General features: G+C 41.5%; 28 protein-coding genes. 1 reads left to right on the top strand and 27 read right to left on the bottom strand.

The genetic code is table 11. The features are described from left to right. Positions 1-7: 7 nt before the first annotated feature. The 5 genes from C1H71_RS19830 to C1H71_RS19850 form a co-directional block, all read right to left on the bottom strand. On the bottom strand, positions 8-316 hold the full coding sequence (locus C1H71_RS19830) for a hypothetical protein (RefSeq protein WP_130108331.1): 309 nt from the start codon (positions 314-316) through the stop codon (positions 8-10). 5 nt (positions 317-321) lie between these two features. Continuing rightward, positions 322-720 carry a hypothetical protein gene (locus C1H71_RS19835; protein ID WP_130108332.1) on the bottom strand — a complete coding sequence of 133 codons (399 nt, stop codon included), beginning with the start codon at positions 718-720 and terminating at the stop codon, positions 322-324. Positions 721-804: 84 nt separating this feature from the next. Next, positions 805-1116 (bottom strand): hypothetical protein, encoded by a 312-nt coding sequence (locus C1H71_RS19840; RefSeq protein WP_130108333.1) that lies wholly within the window; start codon positions 1114-1116, stop codon positions 805-807. A gap of 80 nt (positions 1117-1196) precedes the next feature. After that, entirely contained in the window at positions 1197-1619 is a 423-nt protein-coding gene (locus C1H71_RS19845) for a hypothetical protein (protein ID WP_130108334.1), read from the bottom strand. A 14-nt stretch (positions 1620-1633) separates the two neighbouring features. Then, entirely contained in the window at positions 1634-1936 is a 303-nt protein-coding gene (locus C1H71_RS19850) for a hypothetical protein (protein ID WP_130108335.1), read from the bottom strand. A gap of 50 nt (positions 1937-1986) precedes the next feature. On the opposite strand from C1H71_RS19850, the gene C1H71_RS19855 reads away from it, so the two are divergent. Next, positions 1987-2223: a hypothetical protein gene (locus tag C1H71_RS19855; RefSeq protein WP_130108336.1), complete on the top strand. Its 237-nt coding sequence runs from the start codon at positions 1987-1989 to the stop codon at positions 2221-2223. A 17-nt stretch (positions 2224-2240) separates the two neighbouring features. Here the strand turns inward: C1H71_RS19855 and C1H71_RS19860 are convergent, their stop codons facing one another. The 22 genes from C1H71_RS19860 to C1H71_RS19965 all read right to left on the bottom strand — a co-directional run bounded on the left by C1H71_RS19860 (position 2241) and on the right by C1H71_RS19965 (position 16756). After that, on the bottom strand, positions 2241-2534 hold the full coding sequence (locus C1H71_RS19860; protein ID WP_130108337.1) for a hypothetical protein: 294 nt from the start codon (positions 2532-2534) through the stop codon (positions 2241-2243). After that, entirely contained in the window at positions 2524-2835 is a 312-nt protein-coding gene (locus tag C1H71_RS19865; RefSeq protein WP_130108338.1) for a hypothetical protein, read from the bottom strand. Before C1H71_RS19865 ends, C1H71_RS19860 begins: the two co-directional genes overlap by 11 nt. Before the next feature lie 13 nt (positions 2836-2848). Further along, positions 2849-3037, bottom strand: a complete 189-nt coding sequence (locus tag C1H71_RS19870) for a hypothetical protein (RefSeq protein WP_130108339.1) — start codon at positions 3035-3037, stop codon at positions 2849-2851. Beyond that, complete coding sequence (locus C1H71_RS19875) at positions 3030-3347, bottom strand: hypothetical protein (RefSeq protein WP_130108340.1); 318 nt, start codon at positions 3345-3347, stop codon at positions 3030-3032. The genes C1H71_RS19870 and C1H71_RS19875 overlap by 8 nt, the downstream gene beginning before the upstream one ends. A gap of 62 nt (positions 3348-3409) precedes the next feature. After that, complete coding sequence (locus C1H71_RS19880; protein ID WP_262488487.1) at positions 3410-3937, bottom strand: relaxase/mobilization nuclease domain-containing protein; 528 nt, start codon at positions 3935-3937, stop codon at positions 3410-3412. Continuing rightward, positions 3910-4437: a hypothetical protein gene (locus C1H71_RS19885; RefSeq protein WP_130108342.1), complete on the bottom strand. Its 528-nt coding sequence runs from the start codon at positions 4435-4437 to the stop codon at positions 3910-3912. Before C1H71_RS19885 ends, C1H71_RS19880 begins: the two co-directional genes overlap by 28 nt. Beyond that, entirely contained in the window at positions 4430-5029 is a 600-nt protein-coding gene (locus C1H71_RS19890) for a plasmid mobilization relaxosome protein MobC (protein ID WP_188053773.1), read from the bottom strand. The genes C1H71_RS19885 and C1H71_RS19890 overlap by 8 nt, the downstream gene beginning before the upstream one ends. 447 nt (positions 5030-5476) lie before the next feature. Next, complete coding sequence (locus C1H71_RS19895; protein WP_130108344.1) at positions 5477-5905, bottom strand: hypothetical protein; 429 nt, start codon at positions 5903-5905, stop codon at positions 5477-5479. Further along, on the bottom strand, positions 5895-6158 hold the full coding sequence (locus C1H71_RS19900; protein WP_130108345.1) for a hypothetical protein: 264 nt from the start codon (positions 6156-6158) through the stop codon (positions 5895-5897). Before C1H71_RS19900 ends, C1H71_RS19895 begins: the two co-directional genes overlap by 11 nt. Before the next feature lie 47 nt (positions 6159-6205). Further along, complete coding sequence (locus C1H71_RS19905) at positions 6206-7507, bottom strand: ParB/RepB/Spo0J family partition protein (protein WP_188053775.1); 1302 nt, start codon at positions 7505-7507, stop codon at positions 6206-6208. Positions 7508-7566: 59 nt separating this feature from the next. Beyond that, the gene (locus C1H71_RS19910) at positions 7567-8352 is read right to left on the bottom strand and encodes a ParA family protein (protein WP_130108347.1); all 786 of its coding nucleotides are present in this window, start codon (positions 8350-8352) and stop codon (positions 7567-7569) included. Between the two features lie 7 nt (positions 8353-8359). After that, the gene (locus tag C1H71_RS19915; protein ID WP_130108348.1) at positions 8360-8713 is read right to left on the bottom strand and encodes a hypothetical protein; all 354 of its coding nucleotides are present in this window, start codon (positions 8711-8713) and stop codon (positions 8360-8362) included. Continuing rightward, positions 8713-9126 (bottom strand): single-stranded DNA-binding protein, encoded by a 414-nt coding sequence (locus C1H71_RS19920; protein WP_130108349.1) that lies wholly within the window; start codon positions 9124-9126, stop codon positions 8713-8715. Before C1H71_RS19920 ends, C1H71_RS19915 begins: the two co-directional genes overlap by 1 nt. 125 nt (positions 9127-9251) lie before the next feature. Next, the gene (locus tag C1H71_RS19925) at positions 9252-9467 is read right to left on the bottom strand and encodes a hypothetical protein (protein WP_130108350.1); all 216 of its coding nucleotides are present in this window, start codon (positions 9465-9467) and stop codon (positions 9252-9254) included. Beyond that, the gene (locus C1H71_RS19930; protein ID WP_130108351.1) at positions 9464-9679 is read right to left on the bottom strand and encodes a hypothetical protein; all 216 of its coding nucleotides are present in this window, start codon (positions 9677-9679) and stop codon (positions 9464-9466) included. The genes C1H71_RS19925 and C1H71_RS19930 overlap by 4 nt, the downstream gene beginning before the upstream one ends. Before the next feature lie 1077 nt (positions 9680-10756). Continuing rightward, positions 10757-11272 (bottom strand): hypothetical protein, encoded by a 516-nt coding sequence (locus C1H71_RS19935; RefSeq protein ID WP_130108352.1) that lies wholly within the window; start codon positions 11270-11272, stop codon positions 10757-10759. A gap of 435 nt (positions 11273-11707) precedes the next feature. After that, the gene (locus C1H71_RS19940) at positions 11708-12250 is read right to left on the bottom strand and encodes a hypothetical protein (protein WP_130108353.1); all 543 of its coding nucleotides are present in this window, start codon (positions 12248-12250) and stop codon (positions 11708-11710) included. A 169-nt stretch (positions 12251-12419) separates the two neighbouring features. After that, entirely contained in the window at positions 12420-13412 is a 993-nt protein-coding gene (locus C1H71_RS19945; protein ID WP_130108354.1) for a replication initiator protein A, read from the bottom strand. A 67-nt stretch (positions 13413-13479) separates the two neighbouring features. Next, positions 13480-13944: a hypothetical protein gene (locus C1H71_RS19950; RefSeq protein WP_130108355.1), complete on the bottom strand. Its 465-nt coding sequence runs from the start codon at positions 13942-13944 to the stop codon at positions 13480-13482. A gap of 331 nt (positions 13945-14275) precedes the next feature. Then, complete coding sequence (locus C1H71_RS19955) at positions 14276-14809, bottom strand: hypothetical protein (RefSeq protein WP_130108356.1); 534 nt, start codon at positions 14807-14809, stop codon at positions 14276-14278. Beyond that, positions 14790-15167 (bottom strand): hypothetical protein, encoded by a 378-nt coding sequence (locus C1H71_RS19960; protein ID WP_188053769.1) that lies wholly within the window; start codon positions 15165-15167, stop codon positions 14790-14792. Before C1H71_RS19960 ends, C1H71_RS19955 begins: the two co-directional genes overlap by 20 nt. Positions 15168-15328: 161 nt before the next feature. Further along, positions 15329-16756, bottom strand: a complete 1428-nt coding sequence (locus tag C1H71_RS19965) for a DNA cytosine methyltransferase (RefSeq protein ID WP_130108358.1) — start codon at positions 16754-16756, stop codon at positions 15329-15331. Between the last annotated feature and the right edge of the window lie 8 nt (positions 16757-16764).

Raw genomic sequence — 16764 nt, forward strand, 5'->3', positions numbered from 1 at the left:
CAAGCCCCTAGCGTGATGCTTCAATTGGTTTGACCACTTCGTTTACCTTGTCTTTATTGAGCAAGTCACGCACCTTTAAATCGCCTGCATTGAGTGCTTTCAATTGATCGGCTGCGGGTGGAAATGCTTTGTTTACTTCTGCCCCTAAGCCTACCCATTGCTGATGCGTTTTAGGTTTATCGTCCGGTGACAAGGCCGCGTAATCTGCGCGCATTGTTACTTTGATTGCCTCTGCGGTTGTCAGATCGCCGTTTTTTTCAGCCAAAACACTTACACGGCCTGCATTTTCTATGCCTAGCATTTTTGAAGATGACATTCGTTTTAATTCCTTCTTGAAGTACCGCGTTTTTCACCCAGCGCGGTTTTTACATTGATTTGGTGATAGTTCAAAAGAACCTGTCTTTGCTCAACTGTTACATTCGGGTCGTTATAACTGGCCTGAATTAATTGAGACTGAAAAAATACCATTTGCCTTGCAAGCTTCTCGCAATCAATATCTTCACGGCCTTGATTTAGCTCTGCAACAAGGCTTAAAGAGTCTTTTTTAATACGATATACCACACCTTCAAACAGCATCCGGTTTGATCTGACAGTAGCAAGCTGCTCCTCAGTCAATCGAGTTTTTCCGTTTGTTGTAGGTACAAATGCGGTTTCAGCTTTAAGGCTTGGCTCTGTAATTGAATTCTTACTACCAAACATCCAACGAATCAGACCAAGCATTTTGCCCCCCCTATGTATTCAAATAAACACAAAGGTATTATACCGCCAAATGTACCAAAATGGGTAATTTTGGTTGTGTTGTGCTTACTTATTTCTACACTTTGATATTGATAAGATTTCATCAATAAGTGACATACAAGCATTTATGCTTTCATTGGATTCAGCAATTGAAGCCAGTATTGTTCTGGCCTCATTACTTAGCTCGTTGATTTTGGTGATTTGATTTTTTCGACGCGCCCGATAGTCGCGGTTTGCTTTGATAGCCTGCTGCCTGGCTGCTTCTTTCTTCTGAGTCGGTGTTGTGTAAATTGCTGGCCTCCCGACTTGAGGCGGTGTAATTCCTGCGAGAAGATCGCCAGTATAAATATCGGCATTTGCTACTGGCTTCTTCTTCATTTTTTAACTCTGTCTTATATATTTTACAAAATCGCTACTGTAAGTCTTGGGTTGTCAAAATAAAGCAAATAGTTTCTTTATCATTCTGATTTACTCTTCAATGAATTTTCCATTTCATCAGAAAACAATTGCAGTTCAAAAATCGATTTTTCATAACGACGATTAATACTTGCTTCATTCCTCTTTTCGCGTGTCGTGCTACGTCGAGAATTTAAGGCAAGTTGTCGTTTTACTGTTAAAGCCGCTTTAAGTGCCTCTGAATTGTTGCACAGCCATGTAGAACAAAAAACAGGGGCATAATTCAACTTACTTTCAATTTCTGAAATATGATGATCTAACAAGTTTTCCAGCACCTTTGTTGCAAATTGCCCCTGTCGCTTTGCAACCACTAAACCAATGCGGCTAGATTGCACGTATTCAATACGACGATTAACAGGGTCAAGTTGCAAGCGAGCAAGAATACGTCGTGTTTTTGATAAAATCGGCATTTTCTTTTTATTCATAAAATAATTCATCCTTATGATTTATTAGCCAATGCAGCTTCAAAAAGTGAAACCTGTTTTTTGGCTGCATCTAACTTTCGTTGCATTTCGATTTTGCTAAATTTAGATCGTTCAATTGCATTTGATTTTTCAACTTCATGCACTTGAGATTCAGCAATCCCTTCGACTATGGCTTTTTCAAGTAACGATGCTACTAGCTCAGAAACAGTGCAATCGCGGCCATCGCATAAATCAAAGTATTTCTTGTAAATTTTGGCATCAACTCGCGCAGATATTGGCTGGGTATGATTTGTGGTTGCGCTGCCTTTAGTGCCCATTAAATTATTCCGAGTAGTGTTGATTCGATAAAATTATTATACCCGTTTAAATGAGTATATCAAACTTTTATTTACCGCTTGTCGGCCAAGGTGCAGCCGCGCAAATTGCAGCAAACCGTTTGCTTATTCGCACCATCGCATTACGCACACTTTGCTCATTTAGTCCTGTCTGTATTGCAGCATCTTTGACCGATACACCATTGACCAGCACAAGCCTTGCAGCCTCTGAGCCAGTCGCGCTGCGTCCTGTTGTGCAGCAGTTGAATTGCTCATTCGTCATTTATTAACCCTTTTAAGATTCTATTTACTGCAACCGGAATAAATGTCTACGCATTAATTTCTTTAGTTCGTGCATTGCTGAACTTCTCAGTTTAATTGCATAAACTATGAGTGCAAAACCTATGAACATCAGGCACAAAGCAACGTCTACTATGCCAGTCAAAGAGCCAGCAATTAGGCTATTTTTAACAATGTCCAATGAAAGAACTAATATATGCACTCCGTATAAAAAACCAGCAATAAGACCAAGACCCAAAAGCTTTATTAATATTACTAAAGCTTCCGCACAAAAGTTTGCCATGCTTTCTTTAGCTAACATTTGGGTGATTACTCCAAAAAATATTTTCATCTACGACTTTAAAATCAGTACCGCAGTAAGATGCAATTGGCTTAATTACCGTTTCTATTAACTTCTCGCGGTCAAATATTCGCCCTGTATGCACTACTAAATGACCATCAAAGCCGCTCACATCATAAAAGAATGTCTCTTCACAGAGCTTGCACAGCGCGTTTCTATGGCCTCCTACTGGCTGCTTTAAATAGCCTTTGTCGTTTTTTTTGGGGATAAGCAATAAAATAGATTCATCCCAAAAATGGGCTAAAACCAAATGTGTTTTCACGCTGCTGGCCTTGTCAGATTAGCGCCATAAAAAAATAACCGTCTGGATTTATACGATCTACTAAACCAGTTCGCCAAGGACTTCCGTTTTTAGCGTCACGGAATGAAATTACTTTACCTAGTGCTGGCTTCGTATTTCCTTTTAAAATCACAAGTGCTGGCTGAGTACCTACTTTGCATGAATGAATCTTTGCTTTAGCCATTTAGTAATGCTCCATTGCTAGTGATATTCCACCAAGGTGACATTTCAACAATTTCACCATTATCTAGCTTTGCTTCATTCTCAAAAAAGAATGCCTCATATCGGGCTGAGTGTTCTAAGCAGAATGTTTCAAGTTCATCAATTTTTAAACGTGGAGAATACTTAAAGAATGGGTATTCATCATCCCAAAGCATTGCCGTTCCATCACCAAACAAATGCAAAGTTGTTCCTGAAAAATCCATCGCTGCTGCTGTAGCTGGAATGGTTCTCAGAAGTTCAAAATTTAGTACGTTTACTGCATCCTCTGACATGATTTTTCCTTTCAGTTTGCTTGTTTTTGATTGTACCCGTTTAAACGAGTATATCAAGATATTCATCTTTCTTTGTCTTTGTCTGTTTGATTTTTGCCAAGCTCGGCATTTATTTTTTTAGGTGTATCTTTAGGCTCTATTGATTTGCTATTCCCACTTGAAGCAAGCGTTGTACGTTCTTTTAAGAAGCTAACAGTATCAAGAGCCATTTTTTTATCATTGTTGCTGCCTGTCACAGCTAAAGCCTTAGCAACATCTTCATAAAGAGCTTTCATCCTTATGTTGTTCTTTTCTTCATGCTCTGGCGCTTTAATTCTCGGCTTATCCAACTCGCCTTTATTTTTGATTGCGTGATAACTTCTTGTCCTTCGGCCTCTGTTGAAATTCCCCCTCGCCCATGTTGGGGTCGCATTTGCATCAATACCACGTTCATTTAATTTTTCAGCGAAGGTTTCTCTCCATCGCTGCAAGTCAGCTTTACGCGGGTTTAAACGCTCTCCAGTTCGATCTGATACCGCTTTAACTGCAATATGAACATGCGGGTGTTTTTCGTCGTCATGCCTTACGAAAACATACTGATGCCCTGCCAATTCTGTTTTTGCAAACTCTCTTGCTGCGTCTTTGACTCCTTGCGGGTCTGTACCTGGGGCATTGATAGAACAATATGAAACGCTGATTTTGACCTTGCACCTTCACCCTCCCTTTCGATCTTTGCCCCTTTTTCTGTGAAACGATTGATTGTTTCTTCTGCGTCTACTTCTCGGCCTTCTTCATTTTCCAGCTTTAATTTATCGTCACGCGATATGTAATCAAGGTGTGCTTTGATCTTTTCAACCGTCTTGCCTGCTCCGGTAATCTTTACCATAACTTCGGGCGATTTTTTTAAAGTGCGCCCTAGCTTTGCTTTTGCTTGCTTCGGTGACATTTCTGAACGTATGGCCGCACCGCTCCCGCTTCCTTTGCTTTGTTTGTTCCCTCCGGTCAGCTTCCCGTTTTTAAATTTAATGTCCTTCCCTTTTTTGCCGCCCTTTCCTTTCCATGAAGTCCTTTCGCCCCATGCAACTAATACACCATCAACAGTCCTACTCATTTTTGAATTTCCCCGTTTTTATTTTCCATCTTTTCTGGCATGCCAAAATTGCTTTGCGCGTTACTTCTGTATGCTTATTGATTTCAACCGCCAATTTTTCTAGGAAAGGCAATGTTAGTGAATGATGATGTTTAAAAACATCTTCATTGATCGCGTGTGCTATCTGGTTTAAGTTTCTACCGATAGAAGAAAGCTGATAACTCGCCTCTCCCAAAATATCAATTTCTTTAACCGCAAATTCTGGTGAATCCGCAATCCATGCGCGAGTCAGACTAACTATAAATTCTTGCTTGGTCAGCCCGTAGAAACTTGATATTGCCTCAACAGCTTCAAGCTCTGATTTTCTTAACCTAACCTCGACTCTACCGCCTCCGGCCTTATCTGAAATTGTATCGTCTGCTGATTGACCAGTTTCAAAAACTGGCTTCTGCTTTTCTTGCTTGGCTTTTGCCAACTCTCTTTTTACAAGATCAACCAAAACCGAAGAAGGTTTGTAGCCTCGCTCCTTGCAATGCTTATCCCAATCTGCCTTTAAATCCCCTAGCCTTAACGCTATTAATTTCCCTGATTCTTTCCCTTTAGCTTTTTCCAAGTACATCACCCCTTAATGAAATCGCCACTGGCGAAACTGCGAGCGTAAGCCTCGCAAAAAACGTATGTTATACGTTTTTCGGCGTTAGCCTATCCTGCACTATTTAATTATCGCCTCTGAATCTTGGAATTTCCAAGCTTTTTCGTACTTGCTTTGTTTTTTCCGCTCTAAAATTCGCTTCATCCGGTTTTCTTTGGTTTTGCTTCGTTCTTCCGTACTTGCTTTGGTTTTTTCGCTCTAAATTTCGCTTCATCTGGTTTTCTTTGGCTTTGTTAGTTTTTTATTCTTTAAACCCGAAACCTAGTTTCGGGAAAACCAAAATCAGGGCAATCAGAAAAGGGGGTAGGTAAAAATCATCACCACTGATACCTGAACCATCACGGCCAGAACTCACAGCCTATTTTTGCCTTGCAAAAAAAAAACCCAACATACACTGTTGGGCTATTTTCATTTTCCGGTTTTACTGCCTTCAAACTCCGATTCTAAAAACCTCTGTCGCCTATTAAATGCAATATCAGATATGGCCTTGTGTAAATCCCCTGCAATTCCCTGGCTGTTGTTCCCATACTCAAGATTCTGAAAATAAATTTTCATGTTTAGCTTATGTTCCGCTTCTTGTGCATCAATAGGTATGTTCGGGTTTATGTGTCCGTTTTCCTCGTCTGTAATTCCAGTTGCCAGCCAAAAAGCAAAACAAGGCCAGCGTCTTGAAATTGCCTCTATCATTGAAATAGTCGGGTTTTGCCTTCCACATAAAACATTACGCCAGCTTGAACTTGGTATGCCTGTTTCTTCTTCAAGCGTTTTGCTTCTCCTGTTCTCGCTAGTTACTTTTTCAATAATTAGCAAAACACGCTGCGTTACATCACTTTGCATTTTTCGCCTCTGCATTTTTTTTCTTTTCAGTTGGGTAACATTCCGCCTCTTCACGCTCGTACTCTTCAACCCAATCTGTAAGACCTCTAAGAGCCTCCCTAGTCTCTTCATCAAGAGCTTTAACCTTTTCCACCACCGCCGGATAAAATTCATCCCTTGCGGCCTTGAATTCGATCTTCAAAGGCTTAAAGAACTTGCTAACAATCCGCAGCCTTTTTTTTGCTCTTTCTGAAAAAACCAGTTCATTACTCATTTCAGAACACCTTAAAAAACGGCCAGTCATTGGCTGGCCGTTAAAATTTAATTACCTTCAATAACGCCTTCAACTGTCATTTCGGCAACATTGATTTCAACTTCTTCGCCTGAAATTTCAAACTTAACCCAAACACGGCCAAAATCAGCTTTACGTTTCAGCAATAACATTGCCTCAAGACCACCAACAGAAACCAGCATTACAGGATTTTTGTACTTATCTAAACCCTCTGTTTTTGCTTCTTTTTCGTTGTTCGGATTGTGATAAGGCAAATTTGTTTTTTTAGTCTGGTCGGCAAAACCAGTTACTTTAAAATCGCCGTTACCTTCCTGCTGTTGGGCTTCGGTTTTATCGCCGTTGCCTTCCTGCTGTTGGGCTTCGGTTTTATCGCCGTTGCCTTCCTGCTGTTGGGCTTCGGTTTTATCGCCGTTGCCTTCCTGCTGTTGGGCTTCGTTTTTATCGCCGTTGCCTTCTTGCTGTTGGGCTTCGTTTTTATCGCCGTTGCCTTCTTGCTGTTGGCCTCCGGTTTTATCGCCGTTGCCTTCTTGCTGTTGGGCTTCGGTTTTGTCGCCCTTGCCTTTCTGCTGTTGGGCTTCGTTTTTATCGCCGTTGCCTTCTTGCTGTTGGCCTCCGGTTTTATCGCCGTTGCCTTCTTGCTGTTGGCCTCCGGTTTTATCGCCGTTGCCTTCTTGCTGTTGGGCTTCGGTTTTGTCGCCCTTGCCTTTCTGCTGTTGGGCTTCGGTTTTATCGCCGTTGCCTTCTGGCTTTTTGCCTTTAATCGAATCCCGCAAAGCATCAAGAGTAGGCTTTTTAATGACCACATCAGACGCAAGCCAAGCTTCTACAATTTCGCTGTTTTCTTCATAGAGTTTGCACAGTGTATATACATATTTTACTGTGCTTGTCCGTCCGTCTTTGTATGCCTGCATAACGCAATCGGGCGCATTGATGATGGTTTTGTAATATGACACTTCACCAGCATCAATACCCAATTGAGCCGCCACAACCTTTGCTGTCAAGCCTTCACCAAGTTTCTTTTGAACGAATCGCGCCATATCCAAGAGAGAAAGCCCCTTGCGCTTTTCATTTTCAGAAACCTGGGCGAAGTCGTTGATTTCGTGAATCTCAATCGTTGCAGCAATCGCCGTTTCTTTCAAAATGTCTTTGTGTGCCAAGTAGCGGCAAAACCCAACACGCAAAAGAAAATTACCATCATCAAGAGGGCGCAAAACGATTGGCTGAGTAAGACCAACAGTTTTAATATCTAAGGCCAAACTTTTGATGTACTCCCAATCAATTTCTGTGCGTGGGTTTTCAGGGTCGGGAATGATTTTTTCAATTTCAACCATGAGCGGCTTACCGTCGCTCACTTTTTCGCCTATATCCAAAGCCGATAAATCCAACATGGTTAAACCCCCATTTCTTTTGCAATGTGATCAAATACTGGCGCAATTTCTTTATAAGTGTCTTTTGCGCTCGTTAAATCCAACTTCCAAACTGGCTTACCTTCGGCCTGCGCTCTGGCAATACTGCTGCGCAAAGGAATAAAACAAAATGCCGTTTCATTCCGTTTCATCAGCATTTTCCCGCGTTGTGCAATGATGCTTGCAAGGTTCTTTTTCTGAAACGGGGTAGGCTCTACTTTGGTCGGTAACAAGCCAAGATGCTGCATAGCCTTGTTTGTTTTCAAGGCCAAAGTAACATCTTGCAAATGGCCTCCAATACCGTCGATACTCTCTTGGTTCAAATCAATAGGGCTGACAACATGCGAACAAACATTTAAACCGATTTGTACGCGAACATCAGGATTAGGGTTTGTATCAATAATGCAAATATCAAACTCATTACTTACCGCGTTCAAGAAAGCCCGAACATTTACGATAAATTGCGCATGTTTTTCAGCTTGGCTTTCAAGACAAAGCAATTTGTCGTTGTCTGCTGTAACAATCACAAAGCCTGTGTTGTCCGGCAAAGATTTGCCATTTGCACCATTTGCAATCAGATCACCCGCGCCAAAATTAGCTAGTTTTGCAATGCCGCCTGTTTTATATGCTTTTGACAAATTGGCCTGATGGTCAAAATCAAGAACCAAAACGCGAAGGCCGCGCTGCAAATGAAGGTGATAACCAAGCTGGCCAGCTACGGCTGATTTACCAACGCCGCCTTTTCGATTTGTAACCACAAGAGTTTTCATTTTTTCTTTACCCTAAAAAATTAATTAATTCGGCTTCTGTAATTTCGATACCGGCTTTTTTCAAAAATTGAAGAATTTGAGAATTTGCGTAACCCGACTCCCGTAGTCGTTTTACTTCACCCTGAAAACTTAAAAGGCTAGGGTGTTTCTTTGTAAATTCTTCAAGCTCTTGCTTTTTCACCAGCGCCAAAAAAAGCCTTTTAATGTTTGTAACGCGCTGTGGCTTTAGATCAAACTTGGCTGCCGCTTCTTTTGTACCAAGCCCTTCGACCAATACGGCAAAGGCACAATCTAAGGCATTGTCAGACCAGCGGCTTGCGCTGGCCTTAGCTTTATCAAAAGCGGCCTTATCAATCGCCATTAGCCTTTGGCCTGTTGATAAGCATTAGCGCCTGCTGATTGGCTTTGTTCGCCGTTGCTGCTTTGTTGGTTCAGTTGTTTGCGTTTTTCCGCGCCTGCTGCGCCAAACTCAAATTCTTGCACATTGAAGTTGTAACCAAAAACATCTTCACCGCTGCCGTTTTTGTAATTGTTATTATCAATTGTGTAATTCACGATCAATTGATCGCCTTTCATGCAATTTTTTGCAATTGCTTCACCGCGACCACGGAAAGCAGTAAATTGCAAAGAAACCGTTTTTTCACGCGCTGCGCCTGAATCATCTTTACCAGCGTAAACATTTTGAATCAGCGTGAACTTGCATACCGCACGATCACCAGAACCAGAAATAACAGGGGTAGCAGCAAGACGACCGATAAACATATTTGATTGCATTTTGAAGCTCCAGCATCAGAAGAGAGAGATTTAATAATACACACAAAACAAACAGATAGCAAACACAAAACAAACAGATAGCATAAAAGTGTGATTTTCACCACAAAGGGCTTTCGCCCTTTGCCTTAGCGCCGTTTTAGTTTGTTTTCTTTGTTTACCGCATAATCAATACGCGCCGCAATTTCAGCATCAGTTAATTGCTCCATTGGAACGATAGCAGTAGCGCCACGACAAACCAGAATGGCTTTAACTCCATCGGTGTGCGATTTGTAATCGTGGTGGGTGTGCTTAAAGATCAGCGCCAATTTTTCATCACGCGACAACATATCAACGGTTTTCATACATTACCCCCCTTCAAAAGACCACCTTTCACAACAGCGCCAAAAGTCATAAAACCACTTACCGCACCGTCAAAATCAACCACGCCATTTGCAACGCGCTTAATTTTTACAGGTTTTCCAGTACGGCCATGAATTACAGTTTCACCGATTTTTAAGTCCATCATTTTGCTCGGTTCGGTAGTAGAGCGGGAAGTAGAATTTTGATTTTGCATGGTTTGGCATCCTTTTTTGTAGAGGGTTTGTTATCACTTCACTTCGGACTGGCGTTTCGCGGTTAGCCCGTTTTGAAGCTGGCCGGATAAGCCAGATTGACAAGGACAAGATCAAAGCCGCATGCGCAAGGCGAAGCCGCGAACGGGTGTAGAGCTTGAGCGAAGCGGTACTTGTTAATCAGGCGCGGCCAGCGATAAATCTAGGGCTGCGAAACACCAGCGAATGAAGTAGAACCCGACGAAAAAGGGGGTTTGCCAAGCCTTGCAAGACCAAAACAAGAGGGCATAGCCCCCAGGCTATGCGGGAAATTGAGCGGGGGAAGCCTGCGCCCCTGCGAACGGGGAAACCTTGCGGTAGGGGCGGGTAGCCCCTTTGAGCTGGCGCTTTTTAGGCCGCTTTAACAGGGTGTAGGCATGGCCTTGCCATGCTGATAGGTGGGTGGTTATTTTGGGTGTTAGGGGTGGTTTACAGTCAAAGGCTAGGGGTCGCGCCTTGCGCGTAGCGCCACCGCCAAGGGCGGCTTGGAATTTCCAAGAAATGACAATATTCAGTCAGACCAAAAGCCTAAATAAAAACAGATCAAACGCCTTTATATTGTCAGACCATCGGTCTTTTATTAATCAGCTAGGCTGATTCTTTTTTATAGTTTGGTCTGTTTGTTTTGTATCCGCTATTCTGTCTTTATATGCTCGCGTAGTCTGGTTGTTTTTTGTCATAAATACAGCGACACAATAAAATCCACTCAAACCGCAAAAAGGATGATGATAGCGCCTTGGTCGGGCGGGGTTTCCGGCCAAGGCGCGATTTTTAGATTTGAGCCTGCGCACCTTCTATCTTTACAGTCGGCGGGTAATAGAACCCATATTTTGATATGTGCGCGGCTTGATCTTGAACCAGTCGCCACGCTCTACCGCACTTCGGGCATTGGAACTGCCCTAATGGTAGATTGCCCGTTAAAGTCTTTGTAAAGTCCTCAAAATCGGCGCAATGGCCGCATTTGCAGCTAATTTGCATTGTTTATGCTCCTTTCGGGTTAAAAATAAGGAAAGGGGCTATAAGCCCCTTTCGCGCATTAATTAATCATCAGAATCGGCAAGCGGTATGCCGTGTTTTTTCTTGATTTCTGCAAGCGGGGTAGGCTCAAAAAACAAATCTAGCTCTGCACCGCATGACACAATTTCTGTAATGGAAATATAGCCAAGCTCGCCGCAATCGAGCGAATTCACAAAACCAAACGCCTGCGTAACTCCATCAGTAACGTCTTTTTCTGTAATGTAAAAATCAAAGCCCCCAATGAAATAATGCAAGTAAACAATGGCTGCATCGCCTTTGCCGTCCTGCTCGTATGTTTTAGGCATATCGAGAACACGAACCGCCATTTCTAGCGACTTATCACGAAAATATTGTCTTTCTTCACGACTACGCAAACCTTCAACCATCGCGCCCAATTGGGCTTTAGGCATCCACAACTTCAAGCCCATAAGCGCAGCTTGCCAAGGCGTAAAAGTAGGGTGTTTGAATTCAGGCCGTTCAAGTACATCATTTTGCTGCGGTTCGGTAGTAGAGCGGGAAGTAGAATTTTGATTTTGCATGGTTTGGCATCCTTTTTTGTAGAGGGTTTGTTATCACTTCACTTCGGACTGGCGTTTCGCGGTTAGCCCGTTTTGAAGCTGGCCGGATAAGCCGGATTGACAAGGACAAGATCAAAGCCGCATGCGCAAGGCGAAGCCGCGAACGGGTGTAGAGCTTGAGCGAAGCGGTACTTGTTAATCAGGCGCGGCCAGCGATAAATCTAGGGCTGCGAAACACCAGCGAATGAAGTAGAACCCGACGAAAAAGGGGGTTTGCCAAGCCTTGCAAGACCAAAACAAGAGGGCATAGCCCCCAGGCTATGCGGGAAATTGAGCGGGGGAAGCCTGCGCCCCTGCGAACGGGGAAACCTTGCGGTAGGGGCGGGTAGCCCCTTTGAGCTGCGCCCAATAAAAAACCGCGCATAGCGCGGCTTTTCTTTTTGATTTATTTTGATGTTATCCAATTGCTTTATCAATGGCTGCGCGTACTTTGGTGATGTATTCATCAGGCAAGTAAGAGCGAAGATCATCAGCAAGAATTGCTTGAGCCACTTCAAGCAATTTAGGGGCGGCATTAATTAAATTGCTGTTTGGATTGGCGCAAACATCATTAATATAGCTAACATCAAATGTATCTTTGTACCATTGTGCCGCTCTCATATATTGAGCGGTAATATCGCCAAGTCGTTGCGTGTATGGTGATGATTGGTTATTGGGGTACAAAGCATCAACAATCGTTGTTTTAATTTGGTGACTTAATCTTGCGTTTTCGCCCATTGCGAAAACAATGTTGTTTAAGCATTTTCGTTTTTGATATGGGTTTGGGTTGTTATTCACAACAGGCATAAAAGACACTGCGGCTAAATCATTAGTGTGCTTATCTTGAACTTTTAATAAATCAGCCACAAGAGTTATTAACTCTTTTGATTCATCATCTGTGTTAGCAACTACTGTTGCAAGTTTAAAAAGTTCTTCGTTTTCTTGAATAAAATCACTCATGCTTTACATTCCTTTTAAAAATAAAATCACATCAAATCAAATTTACAAGCGAACGGAGTTCGCAAGGGAGAGTGCCGTTAGTGGCCTCCGGCCATCAAGACAAGCTGGCTTGGCTTGACCCGAAGGGCAAGGTACGTGTTGCGTAGCAACCTCCCCCATGCTGATAGAATTAAGCATTATCGCTACGTTCTAAACTGTCATACCAGCGGCAATCACGCTGACCATTAGTTTTTTGTTGTTCAAGTAAATACATAGAAAAACGACGACTATCTTTACAATAAAAAACCACGTTATCTGATTTTGCATCAAATGCCACATTAAAGTTATTAATTGATTTTGATTTAATAGCTTCTCTTACAGCCTGCCTAGTGAATTTAATATCTCGCGCAGACCCAACATTATGATGCAATTTATCAAGACCAATAACAAAAATAGTTTGTGCGCCTAAATGTTTAGAGCCAATTTCTAATAAACGACGATCAAAGCCTGATTTCAAATCAAAGAATTGTTCATCTATCGTAAGAGCTTCAACTTTTTCACCTGTCAAATGATTATAAAGCCAATTGCAAAGCGTAATTTTAAAGCTGCGAATTGATTTAACATCATCAGGCGAAACTAAACCATCATTAGAAGAAGGCTGCTCAATGTCTGACTTTAAAGAAACATCAACTAAGTCGAACTCAGATATTAATGAGAATTCGCCAATATTAATTGTGCCATTAGAAGGCATATTTGTTTCATAAAAAGTCCGGCGCAAACGAATAATAGTTTTAAAAATATTAGAGTAAGCGGTAGCACTATCGCCGCGTTTTGCGTAAACAAGAAATTTATGCGTATCAATTAATAAAGTAGGTGAAACGGGTAGGCCGTTATCTCGCGCATAAAGTAATTGCGAACATGCGAACATGATTAATTCTTTGTCAAAGATTGTAGCGCAACCGTATTTTTCGCTTGGCGTAACCCGAACGCGATACTTTGTAGATGGGTTGAAATAATTACGCGGCTTGAGGTTGTATCTAACGTCTTTGCTAATCGAAAAGAAAGGCGCAATTAAGGTGCTAAGGTCGCTCTTTGGCGAAAGATCGGTAAAGCAAGCATCAAACAAATCAAGTTGTATAAGACTTTCAGGATTTTCCGCGCTTGTGCTATTATTTGTATTCATTATTATTTACCCTAATGATAGTGACGACCCCAAAGCCTGCGCACTCCCGATGCGTGGGCTTTCTTTTTTATTGCTCTGCTTCGGCCTTAACGCTTAAAGATTTTTTTGCTTTTTCGCGCTTTTTCAAGGCTTTGCGTAGCAAATCCACATTGACAAGCATTGCTTCAAGATATTTGTCTACCTGTGCCTGCGTATCTGCGTCTGTAGAACTCACTAATTCAGTAAGTTGCTTGAACTTTTCCGGCGCATTAGAAATAGCAAAAAACTTCATTGAGCGATTGTGAGATGCGGTTTTTTCATTGCCCCATTTTTCGGCTTCAATTTTTTCATCATCCGTCAGAAGATCAATAATCGAGGACGGAAACGAATTCAAATATGAATCAAAAGAGCCAATCATTTTTTGGCGGCAACGCTTCAAGTCTGAATCATAAACTGAGCGAATCACCTGATATTTACGCCCCTGCAATCGAACAATCATAATTAACCCCATGAGATTTATAGTAATTATATTGCATAGACTGATTAAAAACAAGCAGACTACACAAATAATTATCAGGAAGTAAAAAGCTTGGAATTTCCAAGCTCTGACAACTATTAATCAGACTATACGCCAAAAACATAGGAATAGCATGATAAGAAAATATCCGCTAGTCGGATTGTATAAAATCAGACATGCACAGCCCCCAGGCTGTGCGGCTTTCTGCGCGGGAAGCCTTGCGGCAGGGGCGGCAAGCCCCTTTGAGCTGGCGCTTTTTAGGCCGCTTTAACAGGGTGTAGGCATGGCCTTGCCATGCTGATAGGTGGGTGGTGATTTTGGGTGTTAGGGGTGGTTTACAGTCAAAGGCTAGGGGTCGCGCCTTGCGCTAAACCAAAGGAATTTTTGCAAAACTGAGTTGGTCATATTTCTTTATAAAATACGGCCATGTTTCAATAATGCTTTGTTTCTGCCTGCTATTCAGCTTCAAGAATAAAGACAGCCAATTAATAGCCGCTAAAAATGCGCCATAAACGGTTTTAAATTGTCCGTTGCTTAAATTTATTTTATGCGTCTGCCTTTTCATGCCTTCGGCCTGCCCGACGACTACACGAATATATACAGTATTTCTATTTTTAAGATGCTGCACACCAATATAAGAAGGTGAACCATCAGCGCAAATTAAGGTGAATGTCGCAAGAACATCACCTTTTTTATTTTTCGCTTTTTTCGGCTTTAAGTACCTTGTTGCAAGGCTGGATTCTAGTTTTTCAATTAAGTAATTATTTGCGATAGCTTCGTTTTTTTCACTTGCATACTTGCACAATTCCTTGCCTTCTCCGGTCACGCGAAAACGAGAAACTTTGTAAGTTCCTTTAATTCGTACTGACTTGTAAAACATATTAATTGTAACGGCCTGCATCGCCGCCAAGTATGATTTTTTCAGGTGAAACCGCAAACAACAAAGAATCATAAAACCACATCAGGCCAAACAAAACTACATCAAAACCAAGCATGAAATAAATTACTTTGTTCGGTGCATCAACAAAGTAAGCCACTGGAATGATGATAAATGATAAACCGATTGCGATATGTGAAACAAAAGTAAGCGGTACGCGCAAAACCATCAAAGAAAAGAAAATAACATAACGTACAATCTTCAACAGATCACGACCAAAGCCAGCGGCTTTATCAGAAAAACCATTGCTTTTAATTTTGCTTTCTAGTGGTTTATTGTTAGCCACTGGATTGACGCGCTTTGTAGTATTTGATTTATTCATGTTTTTTCTCGGAAACATTACAACATTACTTGATACCATGATAGACCCCTTTCAATTGAAATTATTTACAACTTAATTATAGTAAATAAAAAACAAATAACCGTATTAATTTAATGCTTCGTGATATAAATCACATAACGCCCAATAAACGGCGCTATCAATTAAAACAATTCAGCCTGATAAGCCGCATTAGAATTTGATTTAACATGAACATCTTTAAATACATTTTTCAAATTCAACAGGCATTTACCTATCAATTCGCCAACAGCTACAAAAGGGGGGTAGCAAATGCTTTGGCCTAATAGCTGATGACCAAAAGTAAGGCTAACATTATCAGAAATTAGCGTTTCTGGAATCATTTTGCAACGTGCATGCTCTTTAACTGTGACTTGGCGCATCAAATTTTTATTAACGGGGTGGCGCACTTTGATCTCAGTTGATCTCACTTTGGCATACCCTGCGCCGATTGTCGGCACTTTCACGCTTTCAGCATCGCAAACCTGCATCTGAAAACCCTTACCGTCTGCAATGTCTCGCTCTTGCTTTGCAAGCAAACCTTTCATTTCAGACCATCTTGAATCATCAAGTGGCACATCATCAAGAATATCACCAAGTCTTTTTTGTTCTTTTTCTGGTCGGCTTAAATCAGATAAATTAAAATTTAATCCAGAAGATACCGCTATTGCACATAACCGCGAACGGTTTTCAAGTACATTCCAATCATCGGCATTTAAAATTTCTTCGTGTAATGTATAGCCAAAATCTCTTAATTGATTACGGATAATCCACATACTCGCACTAGATTGATAAGGTACAACATTTTCAATTAATAAAATTGATGGGTTTAATTTTCCAATAATAGCCAGAAAAGAAGCGACAAGCCCTCCCACGCTTTCATGTTGTTCAGCGCATGCAGTGCCTTTTTTTGCGCGGCCTGCTACGCTTGCGCCTTGGCATGGAATACCTGCCGCTAAAAATAGCGTTTCAGGTAATGCGTTCAAGGTATCAAAATCCCATGCTAATTCTTGCATTGGCATTGCCAGCGATACGGTATTTTTATCCCATAAAGAATTATGCTCTTGTGCATGCTCTAACATTTCAGCAGAAATATCATTAGCCCATACCAATTTTGTTTTAATTCCTACTGATTCAAAACCAGAATGTAAAGCATGGTCTAAAATTCCACCGCCATGACTAATTGAACCGCAAGGGATTGATTGGCCTGATTTAATCAATTCCATCAAGCGCGATTCTCTTTCAATCCGTTTTTTTTCTGATGGTACGGGTACAATATAAATTGTATCGTTATCAAAAATAACTTTTACCGAATTCATGCCAGAAAAACACTCTAGCAACTGACTTGCATTAATATCAATAATTGGCACAACCTTATCGTTCCGTTTTCTCATAGAAACAATGCGCGTACCGTTTTCACATACAGTCAAACGAATTGATTTTTTTTCATTATCCAGCAAAACATCAAATTGCTTTCCAGCTTCAAAACCTGCGGCTTTTAATGCTCCACCTTCAAGCCAAACGCGAGGGGCATTTCTATTTTCACCAATTTTTGCAATGTGAACTGATTTCATTTTCAACA

Source organism: Iodobacter fluviatilis, from assembly GCF_004194535.1.
GTDB classification, from domain to species: Bacteria; Pseudomonadota; Gammaproteobacteria; order Burkholderiales; family Chitinibacteraceae; genus Iodobacter; species Iodobacter fluviatilis_A.